The sequence below is a fragment of the Exiguobacterium sp. R-39 genome, assembly GCF_049942815.1.
GTDB lineage: Bacteria > Bacillota > Bacilli > Exiguobacteriales > Exiguobacteriaceae > Exiguobacterium_A.
In genome coordinates this window covers 2,813,261-2,830,699 of record NZ_CP187965.1, presented here as the reverse complement: position 1 = coordinate 2,830,699, position 17,439 = coordinate 2,813,261, and the positions used below count along the sequence as shown (strand labels likewise).

The following is a 17,439-nucleotide window of genomic DNA, read 5'->3' as shown; positions in this document are numbered from 1 at the left end:
GGAATGAAAAAAGTCATCATCGTGTTATTAGGTGTACTTGTCATTGTCGCAATCGGCTTACAGATTCGTGAAATCGTCAATGCTTATCAAATCGCCTATAAAGAAGAGCTTGTCCCTGATAAAAAGGCGGTCGAGACGAATACGAAGCAAAAGCCGTTGTATGAAATCGGTCGTGCGGAAGGTGAAAAGACACGGATTGAAAAACTGTACGCCTTTGATCAAACCGTCGATGGCGAGCTGAAGAATGTTGTGATTGTCGACCGGAAGTATGGTTTGACGAACAAAGCGAGTGATGACTTCTTTATGATTGCACCGGGAAAACCGGCAACCGGACAGGAGAAAAAATCATTCCAACCGATGATTGATCGTCTCGATGGACAGCAGGTTCAGGCGGAAGTCATCTCAAAACACCAGGTCGTTGCCAATGAAAACAATAAAAAACGGACGTTGACGTTGTATAAAGTGTTCTATAAAGATACCGACCAAAAAGAATACCTGTTCTTTATCGAAAAAGACGGTGGACTGAAGCTTGATCTCTTCAAAAAAGGCTACTCACGTCTGTCTAATTATTAAATGAAAAGCGATGTTCACCTGGGTCTAGGTAAACATCGCTTTTTTCATTTCCATTCCAGCAAGCCGGTTAGATCATCATAAATACTGTCCGGATCAAGATTCAATTCTTCGACGGGCAGACCCGACCGGTTGATCCAGGCTGTCCGAAAACCAAAACTTTTAGCGCCAGTAATGTCCCAGCCGTTCGACGACATGAACAGGATTTCTTCCCGTTTGAGACCTAACGTATTGAGCGCATGCATGTAAGAAGCCGGTGTCGGCTTATACTGTTTAATGTCATCCACACTGATGATGTGATTAAACCGTCCGGAGAGACCAGACTGTTCAATCAATGGATCAAGCATATCGTGGGAACCGTTTGAGAAGACAGCCAGTTGTTTATCACTCATCTGCTCTAAGACGGAATTGACTTCCGGATAATGATCGAGCTTTAAATAGACTTCCATCAAGGCGGCAATGTTTTCTTCCGTGACGTGTAGCTTCAGTTGCAGTAAGGCATAACGGAGTGCATCACGCGTCACTTGGCTGAACGGGACGTACTGGCCGTTCAACTGACGTAAGAAGGAATATTCCAGCTGTTTTTGACGCCAGGCCTGGCTGATGGCTTCGCCGTGCTCCGGGTAGAGTTCCTCTGCTTTGACTTTGACGGAGTGGACATCAAACAATGTACCGTAGACATCAAAGACCAGTGCTTTAATCGGTTGTGTCATGTTAATCACCTTTCTGAGTTACACGTTATCTGTATCTAGTTCCCGAAAACAGTCTCAGCTGAAACGCACATTCCAAAAATGGTGAAACGCGTAAGACGTGTCGAAATCGGGAATTGGATAAAGAAGGATAGTTCATCGCAAAAGACAGGAGATATGTCATGACACGTAAGCAGCAAATCATCAGGATTCTAGTGCTTGTTTTTTTAATAGGCGGACTGATCTGGTTCAGCCGTTCCTATCTCAACCTCAGTCCAACCGACATCAAGGACTGGATTTTATCATTCGGGATGTGGGCGCCGATTCTGTATATCTTGCTTTATACGGTTCGTCCGCTGATTTTCTTCCCGGCATCCGTCCTGTCAATCACAGGTGGTCTTGCGTTTGGTGCCTGGCTCGGGACGCTGTACACGGTCATCGGAGCGACTCTCGGTGCTATCGTTGCTTTTTTAGTCGCGCAAAAGCTTGGAAACAGACTGATTAAGAAAAAGGAACAGGCGGGAAAAATCGAACAGATTCAGCAACAGCTCGAAAAAAACGGATTCATCTATGTGTTGATCTTCCGTCTGTTGCCAATCTTCAACTTCGATTTGATCAGCTATGCCGCCGGACTATCGAAAGTCCGGTTGCTGTCCTTTTTCCTCGCGACGTTGCTCGGAATCATCCCCGGGACATTTGCCTATAACTTTTTAGGCAGCAGCATCGTCTCGAAGGATCCGCAACTCATCATCGGTGCGATTGTCGTCTTTCTTGTGTTGACGATTGTTCCTTGGTATCTCCAAAAACGCTGGAAAACAAAAAAGAACCTTGGCTGAAGTCGAGGTTCTTTCCGGTTAAGCGTGAAGCCGTTGTGCCCGGACAAAAAATTCATTCGCGAACGTACGACAGGCGGCTTGTTTCTCGGGTGTATCGGGATCAAACTCAATCTTCAGCCCAGGGACGACGATCGTCGCGCCGGCAGATGCAAGCGTCTGTTCCAATGTATCGACGGCTGCACAGTATTTAGGATAATCCAAGTCGCCGGAGCCAAAGGCAGCAGCGGCTAAGCCGTTTAACGTACTTTCCCCCAACTCGTCGACGAAATCTTCAGCTTCGTATGGCAAATCACCGTCTCCCCATGTATACGAGCCGAGTAGCACGGCATCATACTGAGAGAAGTCAGATGGATATAACTGATCAAGCTCTTGTATATAAACCGTACAGCCCTTGCGTTCGAGTTCCGCCCGCAAAAGGTGCACGATATCTTCTGTATTGCCGGACATGCTGACAAAACCAATCATGATGTTCATCTGAATCATCCTTTCTCCAAAACATGAACATCTTTAGTTTAATTGATAATCGTTCTCAATACAAACGGAAATAAAAGCCTCTCCCAAATGGAGAGACTTTTCATGTCAGTCTTGGAGCTCGGCCCATTCTTCGATTGAACGAATGACAGGTTCAAGCTGACGACCTTTGTCAGTCAAACTGTATTGAATTTTAATCGGACGTTCCGGAATGACGGTCCGGATGACAATACCTTCCGCCTCAAGTTCCTTCATGCGCTCCGTCAGCATACGACCAGATAACTCCGGAATCGCATCTTGAATTTCGTTGAAACGACAGGTCTTCGTCATGAGATGACGTAAAATCAAGCCCGTCCACTTCTTGCCCAAAATTTCAAAGGCATGTTCGACTTTCGGACAAAGGGCAGTCGGAATCAATGTTTCTTCCATCAGCACTCATCCTTTCTATAGTCTTAGTATACCCACTCTGATTCAAAATTACGAATTATTTTACTTAAAGTAATAAAATAAACAAAAACAAATCTGTTTACTTTTAGTAAGTGTTAGTTTATAGTCGTATTTAGGTTACGAAAAGTAATTAAAAAACATTAAGTAAAAGGAGTTTTGATCAAGATGATGGATTTAGGATTATTTCTTATTCGAATGGTGATAGGATTAACATTTGCAGCACACGGGACACAAAAATTGTTTGGCTGGTTCGGCGGGCACGGGATTGCAGGGACGGGCGGCTGGTTCGAATCGATCGGGATGAAACCGGGTAAAATGCTTGCGCTTACGGCAGGACTGGCAGAACTGATTGGTGGTTTACTATTTGCCGGTGGATTGTTCTTATGGTTCGCGGCAGCACTGATTATCGGGTCGATGCTCGTTGCAATCATCAAGGTGCACGGGCAAAATGGTTACTGGGTGACACAGAACGGGTACGAATATAACATGGCACTGATCGTCATCGCCCTTGGCGTCGCCTTGATTGGTGCCGGAGACTATTCACTCGCAGCCATGCTCGGGTGATCAGAGAAAGCGGGTAAAAAGATGAAGTTTGATGCACAGTCACTCAGTCCAAAAGAAAACTATAAATTGTTGATCGGGAGTATCATCCCGAGACCGATTGCCTTTGTCACGACGAAAGGAGCGGACGGAACGGTCAATGCCGCCCCGTTTTCCTTCTTCACCGTCGCTTCGAGCCATCCGCCGCAACTGTTGATTGCCGTCCAAAAGACGGATCAGGGCGAAAAAGACACCGCTAAAAATATTTTGTTGAATAAAGAGTTCGTTATCCATATCGTCAGTGAAGAGATTGTCGAAGCCGTCAATGAAACGGCAGCACCTCTTGCTTACGGGGAAAGTGAATTGAACCGGACGAATCTTACGCTGATCGACAGCGATTTGATTGATGTCCCGGCGGTCGCGGAAGCGAAAATCCGGTTTGAGCTGAAACTGTCACAACAAATTGAACTGGAAACAGCTGACTTATTAATCGGCGAAGTCATCCGGTATCATGTCGCGGATGAACTCGAGGAGTCGTTCCGGATTGATGCCGACGGTTTAAAAGCAATTGCCCGTCTTGCCGGCAATGATTATGCGAAAATCGGTGATATCTTCACAATTACCCGTCCAACGAAATAAGATAAAGTTATGCCAAATAGACGAGGGAAGCAGATTCGATGTCTGCTTCCCTCGTCTATTTTTTGTTGCTTACTCCATGTTATGGCGTTTACTGTACTGGAAACCGTCGAGTAGATAAAACAGGACGGCGAGCGCCCAAATCCCGACACAGCTGATTAAAAAGGCCACCAATGGGGAGACGGCACCGTAATACATGATGATCATCGAATCATTCAGTTCGACGAACGACTGAATCGTCAGCAACGTGCAGATCAGACCGGATAATAAACTGATGAACAGTCCGCTCCATGTCTGAATGACAAGACCGATCATACAGGAAATCAAGATAAACAACGGATAAACGGCATTAAACGCATCCGGACGAATGAAAGCCGAGACATAGTCCGCATACATCGGGACGAAGTAGAGGACACCGGACAATAATCCTTGGATCAGATTGATCAGATAACTTTTCGAGCGCATCAGTGGAACGACTCCCACTGTTCCATCAAATCGAGCAAGTCGACATCAATCTGATCGCGCTCTGCCGAAAGGGCGGTCGCTTTCGGAATATCATTAAAGACTTCCGGTTCGCACAACAACTGTTCGATTTCGACCGACCGGTTCTCCAACCGTTCAATTTCTTGTTCGAGCTTCTCCAGCTGTTGTTTCTTTTTGCGCGCTTCTTTTTGCGCCTCTTTATCAATCGTCTTCGTCGAAGCGACTTTGATCGCTTTCGCTTCTTCTGCTTCGAGGCGGGCAATTTCTTCCTTCTCGGCTTTTTTCTCCATATAATATGAGTAGTCACCGAGGTAATCGGTCACGCCGTCTGTACTCATCTCGATGACACGTGTCGCGACGCGGTCGATGAAGTAACGGTCGTGGGAGACGAACAGTAACGTGCCTTCGTAATCGACAAGTGCATTTTCGAGGACCATTTTCGAATCAAGATCCAGGTGGTTCGTCGGCTCATCCAGCACAAGCAGATTCGTTTTCCGTAACTTCAGCTTCGCGAGCGCCAGACGTCCGCGTTCACCGCCCGACAATTCATGGACGAGCTTGAAAACATCATCGCCGCTGAACAGGAACTGCCCGAGAACGGACCGGACTTCCTGTTCGCGCATCAACGGCCATTCGTTCCAAATTTCATCAATGACCCGATTGCGGTCGTTCAGTTCCGCCTGCTCCTGATCGTAGTAGCCAATCGAGACGCCAGTACCGAAACGATAGTCACCGAACAGCGGTTTCAGACGGCCGACAAGCACTTTCAGTAACGTCGACTTGCCGATTCCGTTTGGTCCGACAAGCGCCAGTGATTCCGCACGTTGCAGCCGGAACGTAATGTTTTTCGAGACGGCTTCTTCGTAGCCGACAGCGAGTTGATTGACCTGCAGCACATCATTGCCGCTCTGCTTTTCAATCGGGAATGACAGAACCGTACTGCGTTCGTCACCGTCCGGACGGTCGATCCGGTCGACTTTTTCGAGACGCTTGCGGACACTTTGCGCCCGTTTCGTCGTCGTCGCACGGGCGATGTTACGCTGGATGAAGTCCTGCATCTTCGCGATGTCTTCCTGCTGCTGTTCGAACTGTTTCATTTCCTGTTCGTACAGTGCCGCTTTTTGTTCGAGATACTTCGTATAGTTGCCTGTGAATTTCCGCGACACGTTCCGGGACAATTCATAGACGACGTTGACGACTTGATCGAGGAAATAGCGGTCATGGGAAACGATCAGGACAGCACCACGGTAACCGGACAGGTAGCTTTCGAGCCAGGACAACGTATCGATGTCGAGGTGATTGGTCGGCTCATCGAGAATCAACAGTTCCGGTGCCTGGAGTAACATCTTCGCCAGGGCAAGCCGGGTCCGCTGTCCACCGGAAAGCGTCTGAATCCGGCGGGAATAATCGTCCGGATAAAAACGCATCCCGTGTAAGACAGAGCGGATGTTGGCTTCGAACTGATAGCCGCCGGCTTCCGAGAAGTCGTGTTGCGCTTGATCGTACGTTTTCAGGAGACGGTCATAGGCAGTCGGATCATTTAAAATGTGCTCCATGCCCATTTCGATTTCCATCCGACGAAGCGCCCGTTCCTGATCCTGCAGATGCTCAAAGACGGTCAGCATCTCGTTCCAAATCGATTCGTTCGACTCGAGTCCGCTGTCCTGCGCGAGATAACCAATCCGGACTTCCTTGCTTTTCATGATCTCCCCCGAGTCATGTGACAGCTCCCCGGCGATGATTTTTAAAAGTGTCGATTTTCCGGCACCGTTTCGTCCGACGAGGGCAATCCGGTCCCGTTCCTGTACTTCGAGTTTAATATTGTCTAAAATCGGCTCTACGCCGAATGATTTTGAGAGTTGGTTTACTTGTAAGAGAATCATATCCATCCATCCTTCCACCCTTTAGTCTATCACGAAAAATCCTGCCGAATATAATATTTGTTACTCTATGTGAAGTGGTTTACAATCAAGGAGAGTAGAATTCTTTGCATTGATTTGGGTGCCACGTCAGAACGTGGCCGAAGGGGGAACTGCAGTATGAATGGGCCAGACACAAAAATACCACAAGCAACGGCGAAACGACTGCCGTTATATTATCGTTTTATCCAAAGTCTCTATAACTCCGGCAAGCTGCGCGTCTCGTCAGCAGAGCTCAGCGAAGCGGTCAAAGTCGACTCTGCGACGATCCGTCGTGACTTTTCCTACTTTGGGGCGTTAGGGAAAAAAGGGTACGGTTATAACGTTCAACATTTGTTAACATTTTTCCGAAAGACACTCAACCAAGACGAGGTCACGAATGTCGCCTTAATCGGGGTCGGACATCTCGGAACAGCGTTTGCAAATTATAACTTTTTAAAGAATAATAGTACTCGTATCGTCATCGCGTTTGACGCCGATGAAGACAAGGTCGGAACAACGACGCAGGACGTTCCGATTTATCACGTCTCGGATATGAAAGAACAAATCAAAGCGAACCATGTCGATGTCGCCATCTTGACGGTACCGTCGCAGTTCGCGCAGTCAGTAGCGGATGAGTTAGTTGAGTACGGTGTGACCGGCATTCTGAACTTTACACCGGCCCGGTTGAATGTCCCGGCCCACGTCCGGGTGCATCACATCGATCTGTCAATCGAGCTGCAGTCGCTCGTCTATTTCATGAAGCATTATTCGCAATCAGCTGAAGGAGTGAAATCATAATGGAAAACTTAATCCCGTTAACACTTGGTATTGGACCGGCAAGCATCGCCTTGATCGGTGTCGTCGCCCTCATTATCTTCGGACCGAAGAAATTACCGGAACTCGGCCGCGCGGCCGGTCAAACGTTAAAAGAGTTCAAGAGTGCGACACACGGCATCATGGAAGATGATAAGGATAAAAAGGACGAAATGAAAGAGAAGTGAGTGAATCATGGCGATCGATCAAGAACAGAGTGTGACATCGCACTTAGATGAACTGCGTAAGCGGATCATCTGGTCGCTCATCATCGTGGTAGTCATGTTTATCGCAGCCTTTCCGCTCGTCCGGCCGCTCGTCCGTTTCTTACAGGCCGACTTAAAGGAACTCGGAATCGGTTTAAATGCGTTTAACGTCGTTGATCCGTTGATGTTATATCTGAATCTTGCGTTCATCATCGCAATCGTCTTGGCGTCCCCGTTTTGGATGTACCAGCTTTGGGCGTTCATCCGTCCCGGTCTGCACGACCAAGAACAAAAAGCGACGTTGACGTACATTCCCGTGACGTTTTTCTTATTCCTTGCGGGTGTTTCCTTTTCTTATTTTTGGCTGTTGCCGTTTTTACTGGAAGTATCAACGGAACTCGGACAAGAGCTTGGGATTGAACAGGTCATCGGGGTCGAGAACTATTTCAGTTTCCTGATCCGGTTGACGATTCCGTTTGGTCTGTTGTTCCAGTTACCGGTCGTGACGATGTTTTTGACACGGCTCGGACTCGTAACGCCGTTCTTCATGCGGAAGAATCGGAAGTATGCGTATTTTGCGTTGTTCGTGATCGCGGCGTTGATCTCACCGCCCGACATTACGTCGCATTTGATGATTTCTGTTCCTTTGTTCATCCTCTATGAAATCAGTATCATCATCTCGGCACGGACGTATAAAAAAGTGCTGATCCTGGAGCAACAGGCTGAACTGGAACGACAAGCGGATATGATGCGTGAGCTGAACAAATAACGGAAGATTCTCCTTTGCCGGTAAGGTGAGGGAGATTTTTTTGTAAGCGGTCTAATTTTATATTGAAAAAATGAACAGCAATGGGTATACTCATTATAGAAACACACGGGGGCTTAGCTCAGCTGGGAGAGCGTTTGGCTGGCAGCCAAAAGGTCGTCGGTTCGAGCCCGATAGTCTCCATATTGCTTTACCTGCCGAAACCTTGGGAAACCAAGGTTTTTTTTGTCCTTTTTTATTCACCTGTAAGAAATAGATAAGGGAATATAAGGATTTATTCATTTTGTGATGTAATAAACAAACAAATATTTTTAAAAAGCACCAAATTTAAATTGTATATTAAGCGAAAGTTAATTAAACTAAAAATACAGAATTTTCGTTTAATACGTTTTTGCTCCACATTACATTTTTGGAAAAGAGGAAAAGGAATGAAGAAAAAGAAGATTGCTCTGATGGCGGCTGCCCTCATGACATCTTCCAGCCTAGTTCATGCTGAGGGACACGTGTCATCACAAAAAGTGGATGTACAAAAGCCACAAGCACTCTCACTGAAAAAAGCGGGTCAAGAAAAGTCATACAGTCAAAACGAAAAAGTACGGATTGTCGTCGAGCTCGATCAAAAAGCAGCGATTGAACACGCGCAGGCACAAAATAAGCGTTACAGCACGTTAAGCAACACGGAAAAAATTATTCTTAAGAATCAAATCGTCAACAAACAGAAGGAAGTCAAAGCGGCAATTGCCCAAAAAGACATTTCTGTTTCGTATAAAGAAAGCTTCACGACCGTATTGAACGGGTTCAGCGGGGAAGTCAAATATGGTGAAATCAAGGAACTGAAAAAATTAAGCGGGGTCAAAAACGTACATATCGCACACGAATATGCGCGTCCGGAAGTCGAAAAGGGCGCAACACCAAACATGTTACATAGTAAAGACATGGTCAATGCGAAGCAGACATGGCAGGACTACGGCTATAAAGGGGAAGGAACGATCGTTGCCGTCATCGATACGGGAATCGATCCGACGCACAAGGACATGGTCCTCAGTCCGGAGACGAAAGTCGATTTGACGTCGTCGAAAGTCGAAAGCTTTAAATCGTCAAAAGGTTTAAAAGGAAACTACTTCACGGAAAAAGTACCGTACGGCTATAACTATGCGGATCATGACAGCGAAATCCGTGATCTTGGGCCAGGCGCTTCGATGCACGGGATGCACGTCGCCGGTACAGTGGGTGCCAACGGCGATGAAACGAACGGTGGAATCAAAGGGGTTGCACCGGAAACACAACTCCTCGCGATGAAGGTCTTCGGCAATGATCCCGGGATGCCGTCGACATTCAGTGATATCTATATCAAAGCGATTGATGATGCGATTGCGCTAGGAGCAGACGTCATCAACATGAGTCTTGGTTCAACGGCATCCTTCGTCCAAAAAGATGATCCGGAACAAAAAGCAATCGTCAATGCGATGAACAACGGTATTTTGTGTGCAATTTCAGCCGGAAACTCGGCATTTGCCGGAAGCGGCGCCGGAAACCCGTACGCGTCGAATCCAGACGTCGGTGTCGTCGGCTCGCCGGGCTTAATCAGCGAATCGCTGCAAGTTGCGTCGGTTGAAAACACACAGCTGACACTGGAAGGAATGGCATTGACGGTCGACGGGCAGGACGCAGGTTACCTCGCTTATCAGAAACAAGACTCGCCGAATCCGATTGCGGTCTTCGATAAAGAGAAGATGGATGTCGTCTATGTTGGTGACGGCAGTGAAGCGAACTATACCGGTAAAGACGTTAAAGATAAAGTCGTCTTCGTCGTCCGGAACGGCAGCTTCAACTACGGCATGATTCAAGCGGAAGCCGAGAAACAAGGCGCGGCCGGTGTCATCGTCCGCGGACGTGTCGATCATGGCGATTACGTCAGCATGGCACTTAATAAACCTACGATTCCGCTCGTCTCGTTAAGCATTGCCGACGGAAACGAACTCGAAGCGAAAGCGAAAGACGGCAAGGCATTGACAGTGACGTTTGACGGAAAAGCGGTCTCGACACCAAACCCGGTCGCAGGCGAAATGTCTGACTTCACATCATGGGGTGTGACGCCGAACCTTGACTTCAAGCCGGAAATCACGGCACCGGGCGGGAAAATCTACTCAACACTCAACGATAACGAGTATGGCGTCATGAGCGGAACATCGATGGCAGCACCACACGTCGCCGGTGGAACAGCACTCGTCATGCAGCGGATCGACAAGGACTTCAAGGTCAGTGGAGCGACACGTGTCAAACTCGCTAAGACGATTTTAATGAACACGTCACGTCCGCAGCTCGATAAAGGAAAATACAATGCGGAAGCAAAAACTGGTAACTATTATTCTCCGCGTCGTGAAGGTGCCGGACTGATGGACTTACGTGCGGCGATGAAAACACCGGTCGTCGTTACGGAAACGAAGTCGGGTGAAGGAAAAGCCGCCTTGAAACAAGTCGGCGACAAGTTCAGCTTCACGTTAGACCTGAAGAACTACAGCAATGAGAAGTTGACGTATAAACTTGCCGGAACGGTCCAATCGGATCTCGCCGTCCAAGGTCAAAATTTCCTGGAAGCCAACGGTATCTTCAAAAAAGGAACAGTTGATGCGGTTGACGCCAACAAAGGCACGTTCCCGATCTCCTTCACGGTCGGCTCGAAGAAAGCAAGTTCAGTCGCGATTAACGCGAAGAGTACGACAAAAGTCAACGTTACGGTTGATTTAAAAGATACAGTCGATTGGGCAAACGGTGCACCGCTTGAGTCAATCTTCGAAAACGGCTACTTCGTCGAAGGATTCGTCCGTCTGATCGATACGAACAGCAAAAATCCTGAGTTGACAGTTCCGTACGTTGGTTTCAAAGGAGCATGGGACAAAGCACCAATCGTTGATGCACCACTCTACGATGACAACACGTTCTACGGCGTCACAGGTCTTGCGACAGAAGTGAAGGATAACTTCAACCTCCTCGGAACGAATGCTGCAGGCGACGTCGTTAAAGAAAAAGTCTCGTTCTCACCAAACGGTGACGGCAGTGCCGATGAGGCCTTCCCGGTCCTGTCATTCTTACGGAATGCGAAAAAAGTCGAGTACTCGATTCTTGACCGCAATAAATCAACACTCCGCAAACTCGAAACGCAGTCAGACGTCATCAAAAACTATTACGATGGCGGATCGGAAGATGGTTTCACACCGGTGACGAATGCGGCGTGGGATGGAACGGTCAACGGTTCAAAAGTCAAAGATGGTCTGTACTACTACCAAGTGAAATCGGTCGTCGATTATCCGAATGCGAAATGGCAGACGGCTCTATTCCCGATCTACATCGATACGAAAATTCCGGCTGCGACTGTTAAATGGGATGCTGACAAAAAAGCAGTTTCCTGGACAGCCGGTGACCAAGGAACGGGTGTCGCTTCATTCGATATCCTGGTCGACGGAAAAAGTGTCTTGAAACAGCCGCTCGCTCCGTCTGTTAAAAACTACACGCTGACGGATCTGCCAAGCCGGACGAAAGTCACGTTCGTCGTATCAGATTATGCCGGTAACAGCGTGAAGAAAAACGTCAACACATCAGGTGTCGATAAAGCCGTTCCGAATGTCCAGATCGATACACCGGAAGCACTGGGCTTAACGACATCACAACAAGTGAATGTCTCAGGAAACGTTTCTGATGAGTCTGGCGTCAAATCATTCAAAATTAACGGAAAAGCCGTTAAATTACGCTGGGATGCGGTTCAACAACACTATGCATTCAGCCATGACATCACGTATACGACGGATGGTGTGAAGTCGTTTAAAGTCGAAGCCTATGATGGAAAAGGTAATCGTGTTGCCTTCAGCCGTCAAGTCATCATCGACTCGGAGCGTCCGACAATCCGTGTGACAGCACCAAAAACGGTTTCAAGCAAAACGAAAACAGCTAAGATGACGATCGTCCTGCGCGACAACTACGATGAGTTACGCTTTGATCTGAACGGTAATGCCGAATACCGCCGTTCGTTCAAAGAACCGTATGAAATGCGTGCCTTCAAGAAAACAATCTACAAGACTGTTACCTTGAAAAAAGGTCAAAACGTCTACAACTTGAAATTAAAAGATCTAGGCGGCCATGTCGTCGAGAAGAAAGTCGTCATCACGAAGAAGTAAGGATTTGAAGACAGTGTTGGTTCCGGTAAAGCTTCACCGGGATCGGCACTGTTTTTTGTTTGGAGGTCCAGTGTGTTACAGAAAGGCTTTCGGTGTTTATCAAGTTCCGGGAATGGGAAATTTCTTTATAGGATAGGTTATTTTTTGAGGGGGAACTCGTATGAATCCATTTACTACACTCATTGCCTTCATCGTCGGCTGTCTGGTCCTCTATCTCGGAATTCGGGATAAGAACGGTTGGTTGATTGGTGTCGCAATGATTCCGCTCGCCATCGTTGCGTACAGTGTCATCTATCTGATCATCCAGGTCTCGGCCTAGAAACTTCTTTTGCAGAAGTTTCTTTTTTTTTGAAACATAACTGGTAAAATGTAAGTATATGACAGTAGAGAACAAACGAAAGGAACGTGCCCGAATGGAAACTGTAACGGTTCAACAAACCGAATTAAAGGTGCTCTATCAAAACATGCATCAACGAACGACCGCTAAATTATGGGGTGTCCTGGCCCTGTTTTTATTCGTCAGCAATATGATCGAACGACCGTTGCTTGCCTTAATCATTCCGATTCTGTATTTCATATATGATGTAGTGATGCAACGCCGCCGTTTTCAAATCGTTGCCCGTCACACGTCAAAAAAATCAGCAGACCGTCTGTTCCGTCTGCATGTCGGCGTCGGCCTGTTTCAATACGGAGCGCTGGCTGCGTTGATTGTTCTCACGGCTAATCGTTCGAGCACGGTCTTTTTGCTCGGACTGTGTCTTGGCGTCATCCCGTTTTACTGGCTCTGCCGACGCTTCTTGACGTACCGTTCCAAACAGATTGATCCGACCTATATCAGCGAAACAGAGATTCAGCAAGGATAAAGGAGGAAAGCCGGATGCAAACGGCACGGGACGAACGGTTACACGAACTGACGCTTGCTTATATCGACAAGAGTCAACTGCAAAAGAACGTCTGGGTGATGGCGGCAGTAGCGGCGACGCTCGGCATTTTTTCGGAAACGATGGATTCAGCCCTTTACTTTGGTCTGTTGCCGCTTGTCTATCTGATTTTTGATTTCCCGTTCCAGCTGGAAAAACGCAGGATTTTAGAACGGTATCTCTCCAAAAATCAGATCATGACACAATCGATGCTGTGGCTCGGAATTCAGATTATGTTATATGGCTCATTGCTCATGGTTGTACTCGAAACGAAAGGTCTGTCCTTATGGAAGATGACTTTTTGGATCATCTTGATTCTCGCTCCAATTTATTTTGCGACCGATTGGCTGTTTAAGAAAATGGCACGGTCAGGTGATCCCGACTTCGTCAGTGATCAGGAAGTGCATAAGCACGTGAAGTATCTGGAAGAATGACATCTAAAGGAGAGAACATCATGCGCACGGCACGGGATGAACGGTTACATGAGTTGACACTGGCTTACATGGAGAAAGACCTTTTAGGAACGAAGTGGTTATGGACAGTTCTACTTTTGATGGGTATCGGGATTTTAATGACATGGTTTGATTCGGTTCTGTTGACGCTGTTATTTCCGGCTGCTTTCCTTGGATCCAATCTTCGTTATCAAGTCAAAAAACTTCAAATTCTTGAATCGTACATTGGTGAAGAACTGGCAACCAGACACTGGCGGTTTTGGCTTGTCCAAAACGTTGTCTTAAGTGTTACTTTTGCAATCCTTTTGGTACAGACGGTGAAGATGTCGTTTTGGCAGATGTGGGGGACGATTCTTATTATTTTGGTCCCGATTTACTTGGTGTCTGAATGGTGGTTTAAAAGCCGTATGCGACGCGATGATCCGGATTTTGTCAGTGATCAGGAAGTGTACAAAAATGTGTAAAGTAGGAGCGAAAATCAAATGAACACACTGCTTGAAAAAAATACACGGTTAAACTTGCTTGGACCGCCGCTCAAAAAACTTCAACATCTGACGCCGGTTCCTGTTTTGGTCCTCGCATTGATTGGTTGGTTCATTCCGGGTTTTTGGGAGACCGGACTGTTTACGTTGTTTGCGATTACGGTACTTTGCCTCGCAGGTGTCGTCCGGGAAATCATGCGTTTGCGGATTTTAAAACGACGTCTGCCGGCTGAATTGTATCAAGAGACCGTCTTGAAGGTCGGTCGGGCTTCGATGCTCGGCTATCTTGTCCCTATCCTTTTATTCTATGCAGGAATGATCTTTCCCCAGTATTCAAGTGTTTCCTTCACCTTGATTCTGTTCTGGGTGTTTGCGATTACGTTGTATGTTTCCCGATTAAACAAGATAGCGAAACAACTTGATCCGGCGTTCGTGACGATGTGGGAAGTCGAGCATTACCGGAAAAGAAGATGATTCGATGGGAGGGGAGAATGTCATGGAAGAGATTGCGCGGCAACGAAAACAAGACTATCTGCGCTTCACGAAACGCGCCCGGCGTGTCCAGATGGTATTTTTTCTACTCGTTTTGGTGATCTTTTTGTTTTTGGCAGATGATTTAAACTTCTCCGAAGCCTCGATGCATTACTTTTTACTGATTCCCGTCCTCGGCTACCAATGGACAGTCCGCTTGTTAAAATACCGTTACTTCACGAAACGTTTTGACCGGATGGAAGTCTGGGATCACCTCGGGTTACCGTACATCGTCGTTACGATTACCGAGCTGCTACTTGTCGTGGCGTCCCAGTTCTTGATTCCGTATGTGTCGCGACCAACGCTGATCGGACCGATTCTTGTCTTTTTACTGTCCGTCTTGTCACTCGACCGTCTCGTCGATTCCCGGATCAAACGACTCGATCCGACGCATTTATCGGAACGTGAGCTGATTCTCGCGGAACGGGAAGCACGGCGCGTTAAATATTGAACAACAAAAAAACGAGTAGCGGAGTAAATATCCGGACCTCGTTTTTTTGCTGTATTCACTTTTTCAGAAGCAGATAAATAAAGTACGGGGCACCAATCAGGGCAACGACGATACCGGCAGGCACGCCGTCCGGATCGGCAATGTTGCGTCCTATTGTATCGGCCAGGACGAGCAAAAATCCGCCGATTAACAGGGCAATCGGTAAAAACCATTGATGGCGAGGACCGACGAGCGCACGGGCAATGTGCGGCGCCATCAAACCGATAAAGGAAATCCCACCGGTGACAGAGACGGCGGATGCAGCGAGTGCGACAGCCGTCAGCAACAGTTGAATCCGTTCCTTCTCAATCGACACGCCGACGCCAATCGCAACCGGTTCATTCAAAGCGAGCAGATTGAGCTTATTCGCTTTATAGAGCGTAAACGGAATCAGGACGATCAGCCACGGCAGTAAAGCATAGACAAACGTCCAGTCCGTCCCCCAAATGTTACCGGCAAGCCACTTGGCGATGAAGTCAACTTTCTCACGTTTCGTTGATGAAATCAGAATGACCATGATTCCGGACAATGCCATCGAGAAACCGACACCGATCAAAATCAACCGGATCGGTTGTAAGCCGCGATTCCGGTCGTAAGAGAGCGCGTAAATCGCGACAGCGGTCACTAAAGCACCTAAGAATGCAGCAACCGGTAATCCGTAAATGAATGAGCCGACATCGACCGGGAAGTAGAGGAAGAAAATCGCCACCGCGACACCGGCTCCTGTATTGATCCCGATGATTCCAGGGTCCGCCAATTCATTACGAGTGATGCCTTGTAAAATCGAACCGGACAAGGCGAGTGCCATTCCCGCAAGTAATGTAATGATAATTCGTGGCAGACGGAGCGAGAACAGGACAAAATCTTCTTTAAATGACCCTTGACCAAACAGTGTCGGAAGTAGGCGATCGTAAGAGAGCGACGCAGGACCCAGGCCGATACTGACGACAATCGTTCCGAGCAATAACAGACTTAATAATAAAAAGATCAGGCGTTGACGGTTGCGTAAACGGGTTTCCATCATGAGAATGCGTGACCTCCTTTACGAACAATCAATAAGAAGAACGGTAAACCGAGCATCGAGACGATGGCGATGACCGGGGTCTCATACGGCGCAAACAGCGTCCGTCCGATTGTATCGGCGAGCAGCATGAACGTCGCCCCGAATACAGCTGTCATCGGCAGAATGTAACGGTAATCGGTCCCGACGATCGCCCGGACGATATGCGGAATCATCAATCCGATGAAGGCTATGTTGCCGACTAAGGCGACGGCGGCACCGGCAAGCAGGATGACGACGACGTACAACACGGCTTTGATCCGGGTGATGTTTTGACCAAGACCGAGTGCGACTTCTTCCGACAGGCTGAGAATCGTCAATTGACGTGAGAAAATCATCGCAATCAATGTACCGATGATGATGACCGGCGTGATGGCTTGCAGTTGTCCCCAGGTCGTGCCGACGAGACCGCCTGACGTCCATTGCGAGACGTCCTGAGCAATCTTAAAGTAAATCCCGATCCCTTCAGCGATCGCATATAAGAACGCTGAAATCGCAGAGCCGGCAAGAACGATTCGGAGCGGCGAAAAGCCGCCTTTCCGGGAAGCCCCGATACCGAAGACGAGTGCGGCACCGAGTGCTGCTCCGAGGAAACAGGCGAGCATGATGCCGTAATAGTTGATACCGGGAATAAAGACGATTGCTAAGGCAAGCGCCGCATTGGCACCGGCTGTTAGACCGAGCAGACCGGGATCAGCCAGCGGATTCCGAGTCATTGCCTGCATGATCGCACCCGAGATACCGAGTGCAGCACCGACCAAAATGGCGGCCAGTTCACGCGGGAGACGGATTTCCTGAATGATTTTTGCTTTATCGTTAAGCGGACCAAACGTCAAGGCGTTCCAAACTTCACGAATGGACGTATCGGCAGCCCCGAACGTCATCGACAGCCAAAACATGATGACAAACAGAATCAGTCCGAATGAGATTTTTAAGCCGAAAGGTAGTCGAGCGGATGACACAGGTATCGCCTC

21 protein-coding genes and 1 tRNA gene are annotated in these 17,439 nt (G+C 47.8%); 15 read left to right on the top strand and 7 right to left on the bottom strand.

Going from position 1 to position 17,439, the window contains the following annotated elements; genetic code table 11:
* Positions 1-3 precede the first annotated feature (3 nt).
* Positions 4-573 carry a hypothetical protein gene (locus ACP26N_RS14730; RefSeq protein WP_131971974.1) on the top strand — a complete coding sequence of 190 codons (570 nt, stop codon included), beginning with the start codon at positions 4-6 and terminating at the stop codon, positions 571-573.
* Between the two features lie 44 nt (positions 574-617).
* On the opposite strand, the gene ACP26N_RS14725 is transcribed toward ACP26N_RS14730, so the two are convergent.
* Positions 618-1,283 (bottom strand): haloacid dehalogenase type II, encoded by a 666-nt coding sequence (locus ACP26N_RS14725; protein ID WP_426354270.1) that lies wholly within the window; start codon positions 1,281-1,283, stop codon positions 618-620.
* A gap of 158 nt (positions 1,284-1,441) precedes the next feature.
* On the opposite strand from ACP26N_RS14725, the gene ACP26N_RS14720 reads away from it, so the two are divergent.
* Positions 1,442-2,095, top strand: coding sequence for a TVP38/TMEM64 family protein (locus tag ACP26N_RS14720; protein ID WP_426354268.1), 654 nt, complete (start codon positions 1,442-1,444; stop codon positions 2,093-2,095).
* A gap of 18 nt (positions 2,096-2,113) precedes the next feature.
* Here ACP26N_RS14720 and ACP26N_RS14715 read toward each other — a convergent pair whose 3' ends face one another.
* The gene (locus ACP26N_RS14715) at positions 2,114-2,569 is read right to left on the bottom strand and encodes a flavodoxin (protein ID WP_426354267.1); all 456 of its coding nucleotides are present in this window, start codon (positions 2,567-2,569) and stop codon (positions 2,114-2,116) included.
* A 105-nt stretch (positions 2,570-2,674) separates the two neighbouring features.
* A complete protein-coding gene (locus ACP26N_RS14710; protein ID WP_012371654.1) occupies positions 2,675-2,995 on the bottom strand; it encodes a winged helix-turn-helix transcriptional regulator in 321 nt (106 codons plus the stop codon).
* A 183-nt stretch (positions 2,996-3,178) separates the two neighbouring features.
* Between ACP26N_RS14710 and ACP26N_RS14705 the strand changes: the two genes are divergently transcribed.
* Both ACP26N_RS14705 and ACP26N_RS14700 read left to right on the top strand, forming a co-directional pair.
* Positions 3,179-3,577: a DoxX family membrane protein gene (locus tag ACP26N_RS14705; RefSeq protein ID WP_131502474.1), complete on the top strand. Its 399-nt coding sequence runs from the start codon at positions 3,179-3,181 to the stop codon at positions 3,575-3,577.
* A 21-nt stretch (positions 3,578-3,598) separates the two neighbouring features.
* Positions 3,599-4,192 carry a flavin reductase family protein gene (locus ACP26N_RS14700; protein WP_426354265.1) on the top strand — a complete coding sequence of 198 codons (594 nt, stop codon included), beginning with the start codon at positions 3,599-3,601 and terminating at the stop codon, positions 4,190-4,192.
* Positions 4,193-4,261: 69 nt separating this feature from the next.
* On the opposite strand, the gene ACP26N_RS14695 is transcribed toward ACP26N_RS14700, so the two are convergent.
* Both ACP26N_RS14695 and ACP26N_RS14690 read right to left on the bottom strand, forming a co-directional pair.
* Positions 4,262-4,654 carry a hypothetical protein gene (locus tag ACP26N_RS14695; RefSeq protein WP_426354264.1) on the bottom strand — a complete coding sequence of 131 codons (393 nt, stop codon included), beginning with the start codon at positions 4,652-4,654 and terminating at the stop codon, positions 4,262-4,264.
* Positions 4,654-6,555: an ABC-F family ATP-binding cassette domain-containing protein gene (locus tag ACP26N_RS14690; RefSeq protein WP_188004850.1), complete on the bottom strand. Its 1,902-nt coding sequence runs from the start codon at positions 6,553-6,555 to the stop codon at positions 4,654-4,656. Before ACP26N_RS14690 ends, ACP26N_RS14695 begins: the two co-directional genes overlap by 1 nt.
* A 156-nt stretch (positions 6,556-6,711) precedes the next feature.
* On the opposite strand from ACP26N_RS14690, the gene ACP26N_RS14685 reads away from it, so the two are divergent.
* The 11 genes from ACP26N_RS14685 to ACP26N_RS14635 all read left to right on the top strand — a co-directional run bounded on the left by ACP26N_RS14685 (position 6,712) and on the right by ACP26N_RS14635 (position 15,366).
* Entirely contained in the window at positions 6,712-7,371 is a 660-nt protein-coding gene (locus tag ACP26N_RS14685; protein ID WP_012371649.1) for a redox-sensing transcriptional repressor Rex, read from the top strand.
* Positions 7,371-7,574 carry a twin-arginine translocase TatA/TatE family subunit gene (locus tag ACP26N_RS14680; protein WP_026827260.1) on the top strand — a complete coding sequence of 68 codons (204 nt, stop codon included), beginning with the start codon at positions 7,371-7,373 and terminating at the stop codon, positions 7,572-7,574. Before ACP26N_RS14685 ends, ACP26N_RS14680 begins: the two co-directional genes overlap by 1 nt.
* A gap of 7 nt (positions 7,575-7,581) precedes the next feature.
* Positions 7,582-8,361: a twin-arginine translocase subunit TatC gene (gene tatC, locus ACP26N_RS14675; RefSeq protein ID WP_131502471.1), complete on the top strand. Its 780-nt coding sequence runs from the start codon at positions 7,582-7,584 to the stop codon at positions 8,359-8,361.
* Positions 8,362-8,468: 107 nt separating this feature from the next.
* Positions 8,469-8,541: transfer RNA gene (locus ACP26N_RS14670), tRNA-Ala, on the top strand.
* A gap of 245 nt (positions 8,542-8,786) precedes the next feature.
* The gene (locus ACP26N_RS14665; RefSeq protein ID WP_426354262.1) at positions 8,787-12,530 is read left to right on the top strand and encodes a S8 family serine peptidase; all 3,744 of its coding nucleotides are present in this window, start codon (positions 8,787-8,789) and stop codon (positions 12,528-12,530) included.
* Between the two features lie 160 nt (positions 12,531-12,690).
* The gene (locus tag ACP26N_RS14660; protein WP_014971497.1) at positions 12,691-12,849 is read left to right on the top strand and encodes a hypothetical protein; all 159 of its coding nucleotides are present in this window, start codon (positions 12,691-12,693) and stop codon (positions 12,847-12,849) included.
* 94 nt (positions 12,850-12,943) lie between these two features.
* Positions 12,944-13,393, top strand: coding sequence for a hypothetical protein (locus ACP26N_RS14655; RefSeq protein ID WP_131972001.1), 450 nt, complete (start codon positions 12,944-12,946; stop codon positions 13,391-13,393).
* A gap of 14 nt (positions 13,394-13,407) precedes the next feature.
* Positions 13,408-13,884, top strand: coding sequence for a hypothetical protein (locus tag ACP26N_RS14650; protein ID WP_188004847.1), 477 nt, complete (start codon positions 13,408-13,410; stop codon positions 13,882-13,884).
* A gap of 20 nt (positions 13,885-13,904) precedes the next feature.
* A complete protein-coding gene (locus ACP26N_RS14645; protein WP_188004845.1) occupies positions 13,905-14,366 on the top strand; it encodes a hypothetical protein in 462 nt (153 codons plus the stop codon).
* Positions 14,367-14,384: 18 nt separating this feature from the next.
* A complete protein-coding gene (locus ACP26N_RS14640; protein ID WP_188004844.1) occupies positions 14,385-14,858 on the top strand; it encodes a hypothetical protein in 474 nt (157 codons plus the stop codon).
* 22 nt (positions 14,859-14,880) lie between these two features.
* The gene (locus ACP26N_RS14635; protein WP_188004843.1) at positions 14,881-15,366 is read left to right on the top strand and encodes a hypothetical protein; all 486 of its coding nucleotides are present in this window, start codon (positions 14,881-14,883) and stop codon (positions 15,364-15,366) included.
* 55 nt (positions 15,367-15,421) lie between these two features.
* Here the strand turns inward: ACP26N_RS14635 and ACP26N_RS14630 are convergent, their stop codons facing one another.
* Positions 15,422-16,429 (bottom strand): FecCD family ABC transporter permease, encoded by a 1,008-nt coding sequence (locus ACP26N_RS14630; RefSeq protein WP_188004842.1) that lies wholly within the window; start codon positions 16,427-16,429, stop codon positions 15,422-15,424.
* Positions 16,426-17,433 carry a FecCD family ABC transporter permease gene (locus ACP26N_RS14625; protein ID WP_188005469.1) on the bottom strand — a complete coding sequence of 336 codons (1,008 nt, stop codon included), beginning with the start codon at positions 17,431-17,433 and terminating at the stop codon, positions 16,426-16,428. The genes ACP26N_RS14630 and ACP26N_RS14625 overlap by 4 nt, the downstream gene beginning before the upstream one ends.
* Positions 17,434-17,439: the final 6 nt, after the last annotated feature.

Coding starts and splice junctions, on each gene's coding strand:
- ACP26N_RS14715 (WP_426354267.1), bottom strand. CDS start 2,569: ATGAACATCATGATTGGTTTTGTCAGCATGTCCGGCAATACAGAAGAT.
- ACP26N_RS14665 (WP_426354262.1), top strand. CDS start 8,787: ATGAAGAAAAAGAAGATTGCTCTGATGGCGGCTGCCCTCATGACATCT.
- ACP26N_RS14685 (WP_012371649.1), top strand. CDS start 6,712: ATGAATGGGCCAGACACAAAAATACCACAAGCAACGGCGAAACGACTG.
- ACP26N_RS14730 (WP_131971974.1), top strand. CDS start 4: ATGAAAAAAGTCATCATCGTGTTATTAGGTGTACTTGTCATTGTCGCA.
- ACP26N_RS14655 (WP_131972001.1), top strand. CDS start 12,944: ATGGAAACTGTAACGGTTCAACAAACCGAATTAAAGGTGCTCTATCAA.
- ACP26N_RS14645 (WP_188004845.1), top strand. CDS start 13,905: ATGCGCACGGCACGGGATGAACGGTTACATGAGTTGACACTGGCTTAC.
- ACP26N_RS14680 (WP_026827260.1), top strand. CDS start 7,371: ATGGAAAACTTAATCCCGTTAACACTTGGTATTGGACCGGCAAGCATC.
- ACP26N_RS14690 (WP_188004850.1), bottom strand. CDS start 6,555: ATGATTCTCTTACAAGTAAACCAACTCTCAAAATCATTCGGCGTAGAG.
- tatC (WP_131502471.1), top strand. CDS start 7,582: ATGGCGATCGATCAAGAACAGAGTGTGACATCGCACTTAGATGAACTG.
- ACP26N_RS14700 (WP_426354265.1), top strand. CDS start 3,599: ATGAAGTTTGATGCACAGTCACTCAGTCCAAAAGAAAACTATAAATTG.
- ACP26N_RS14720 (WP_426354268.1), top strand. CDS start 1,442: ATGACACGTAAGCAGCAAATCATCAGGATTCTAGTGCTTGTTTTTTTA.
- ACP26N_RS14695 (WP_426354264.1), bottom strand. CDS start 4,654: ATGCGCTCGAAAAGTTATCTGATCAATCTGATCCAAGGATTATTGTCC.
- ACP26N_RS14725 (WP_426354270.1), bottom strand. CDS start 1,283: ATGACACAACCGATTAAAGCACTGGTCTTTGATGTCTACGGTACATTG.
- ACP26N_RS14705 (WP_131502474.1), top strand. CDS start 3,179: ATGATGGATTTAGGATTATTTCTTATTCGAATGGTGATAGGATTAACA.
- ACP26N_RS14660 (WP_014971497.1), top strand. CDS start 12,691: ATGAATCCATTTACTACACTCATTGCCTTCATCGTCGGCTGTCTGGTC.
- ACP26N_RS14650 (WP_188004847.1), top strand. CDS start 13,408: ATGCAAACGGCACGGGACGAACGGTTACACGAACTGACGCTTGCTTAT.
- ACP26N_RS14640 (WP_188004844.1), top strand. CDS start 14,385: ATGAACACACTGCTTGAAAAAAATACACGGTTAAACTTGCTTGGACCG.
- ACP26N_RS14710 (WP_012371654.1), bottom strand. CDS start 2,995: ATGGAAGAAACATTGATTCCGACTGCCCTTTGTCCGAAAGTCGAACAT.
- ACP26N_RS14635 (WP_188004843.1), top strand. CDS start 14,881: ATGGAAGAGATTGCGCGGCAACGAAAACAAGACTATCTGCGCTTCACG.
- ACP26N_RS14630 (WP_188004842.1), bottom strand. CDS start 16,429: ATGATGGAAACCCGTTTACGCAACCGTCAACGCCTGATCTTTTTATTA.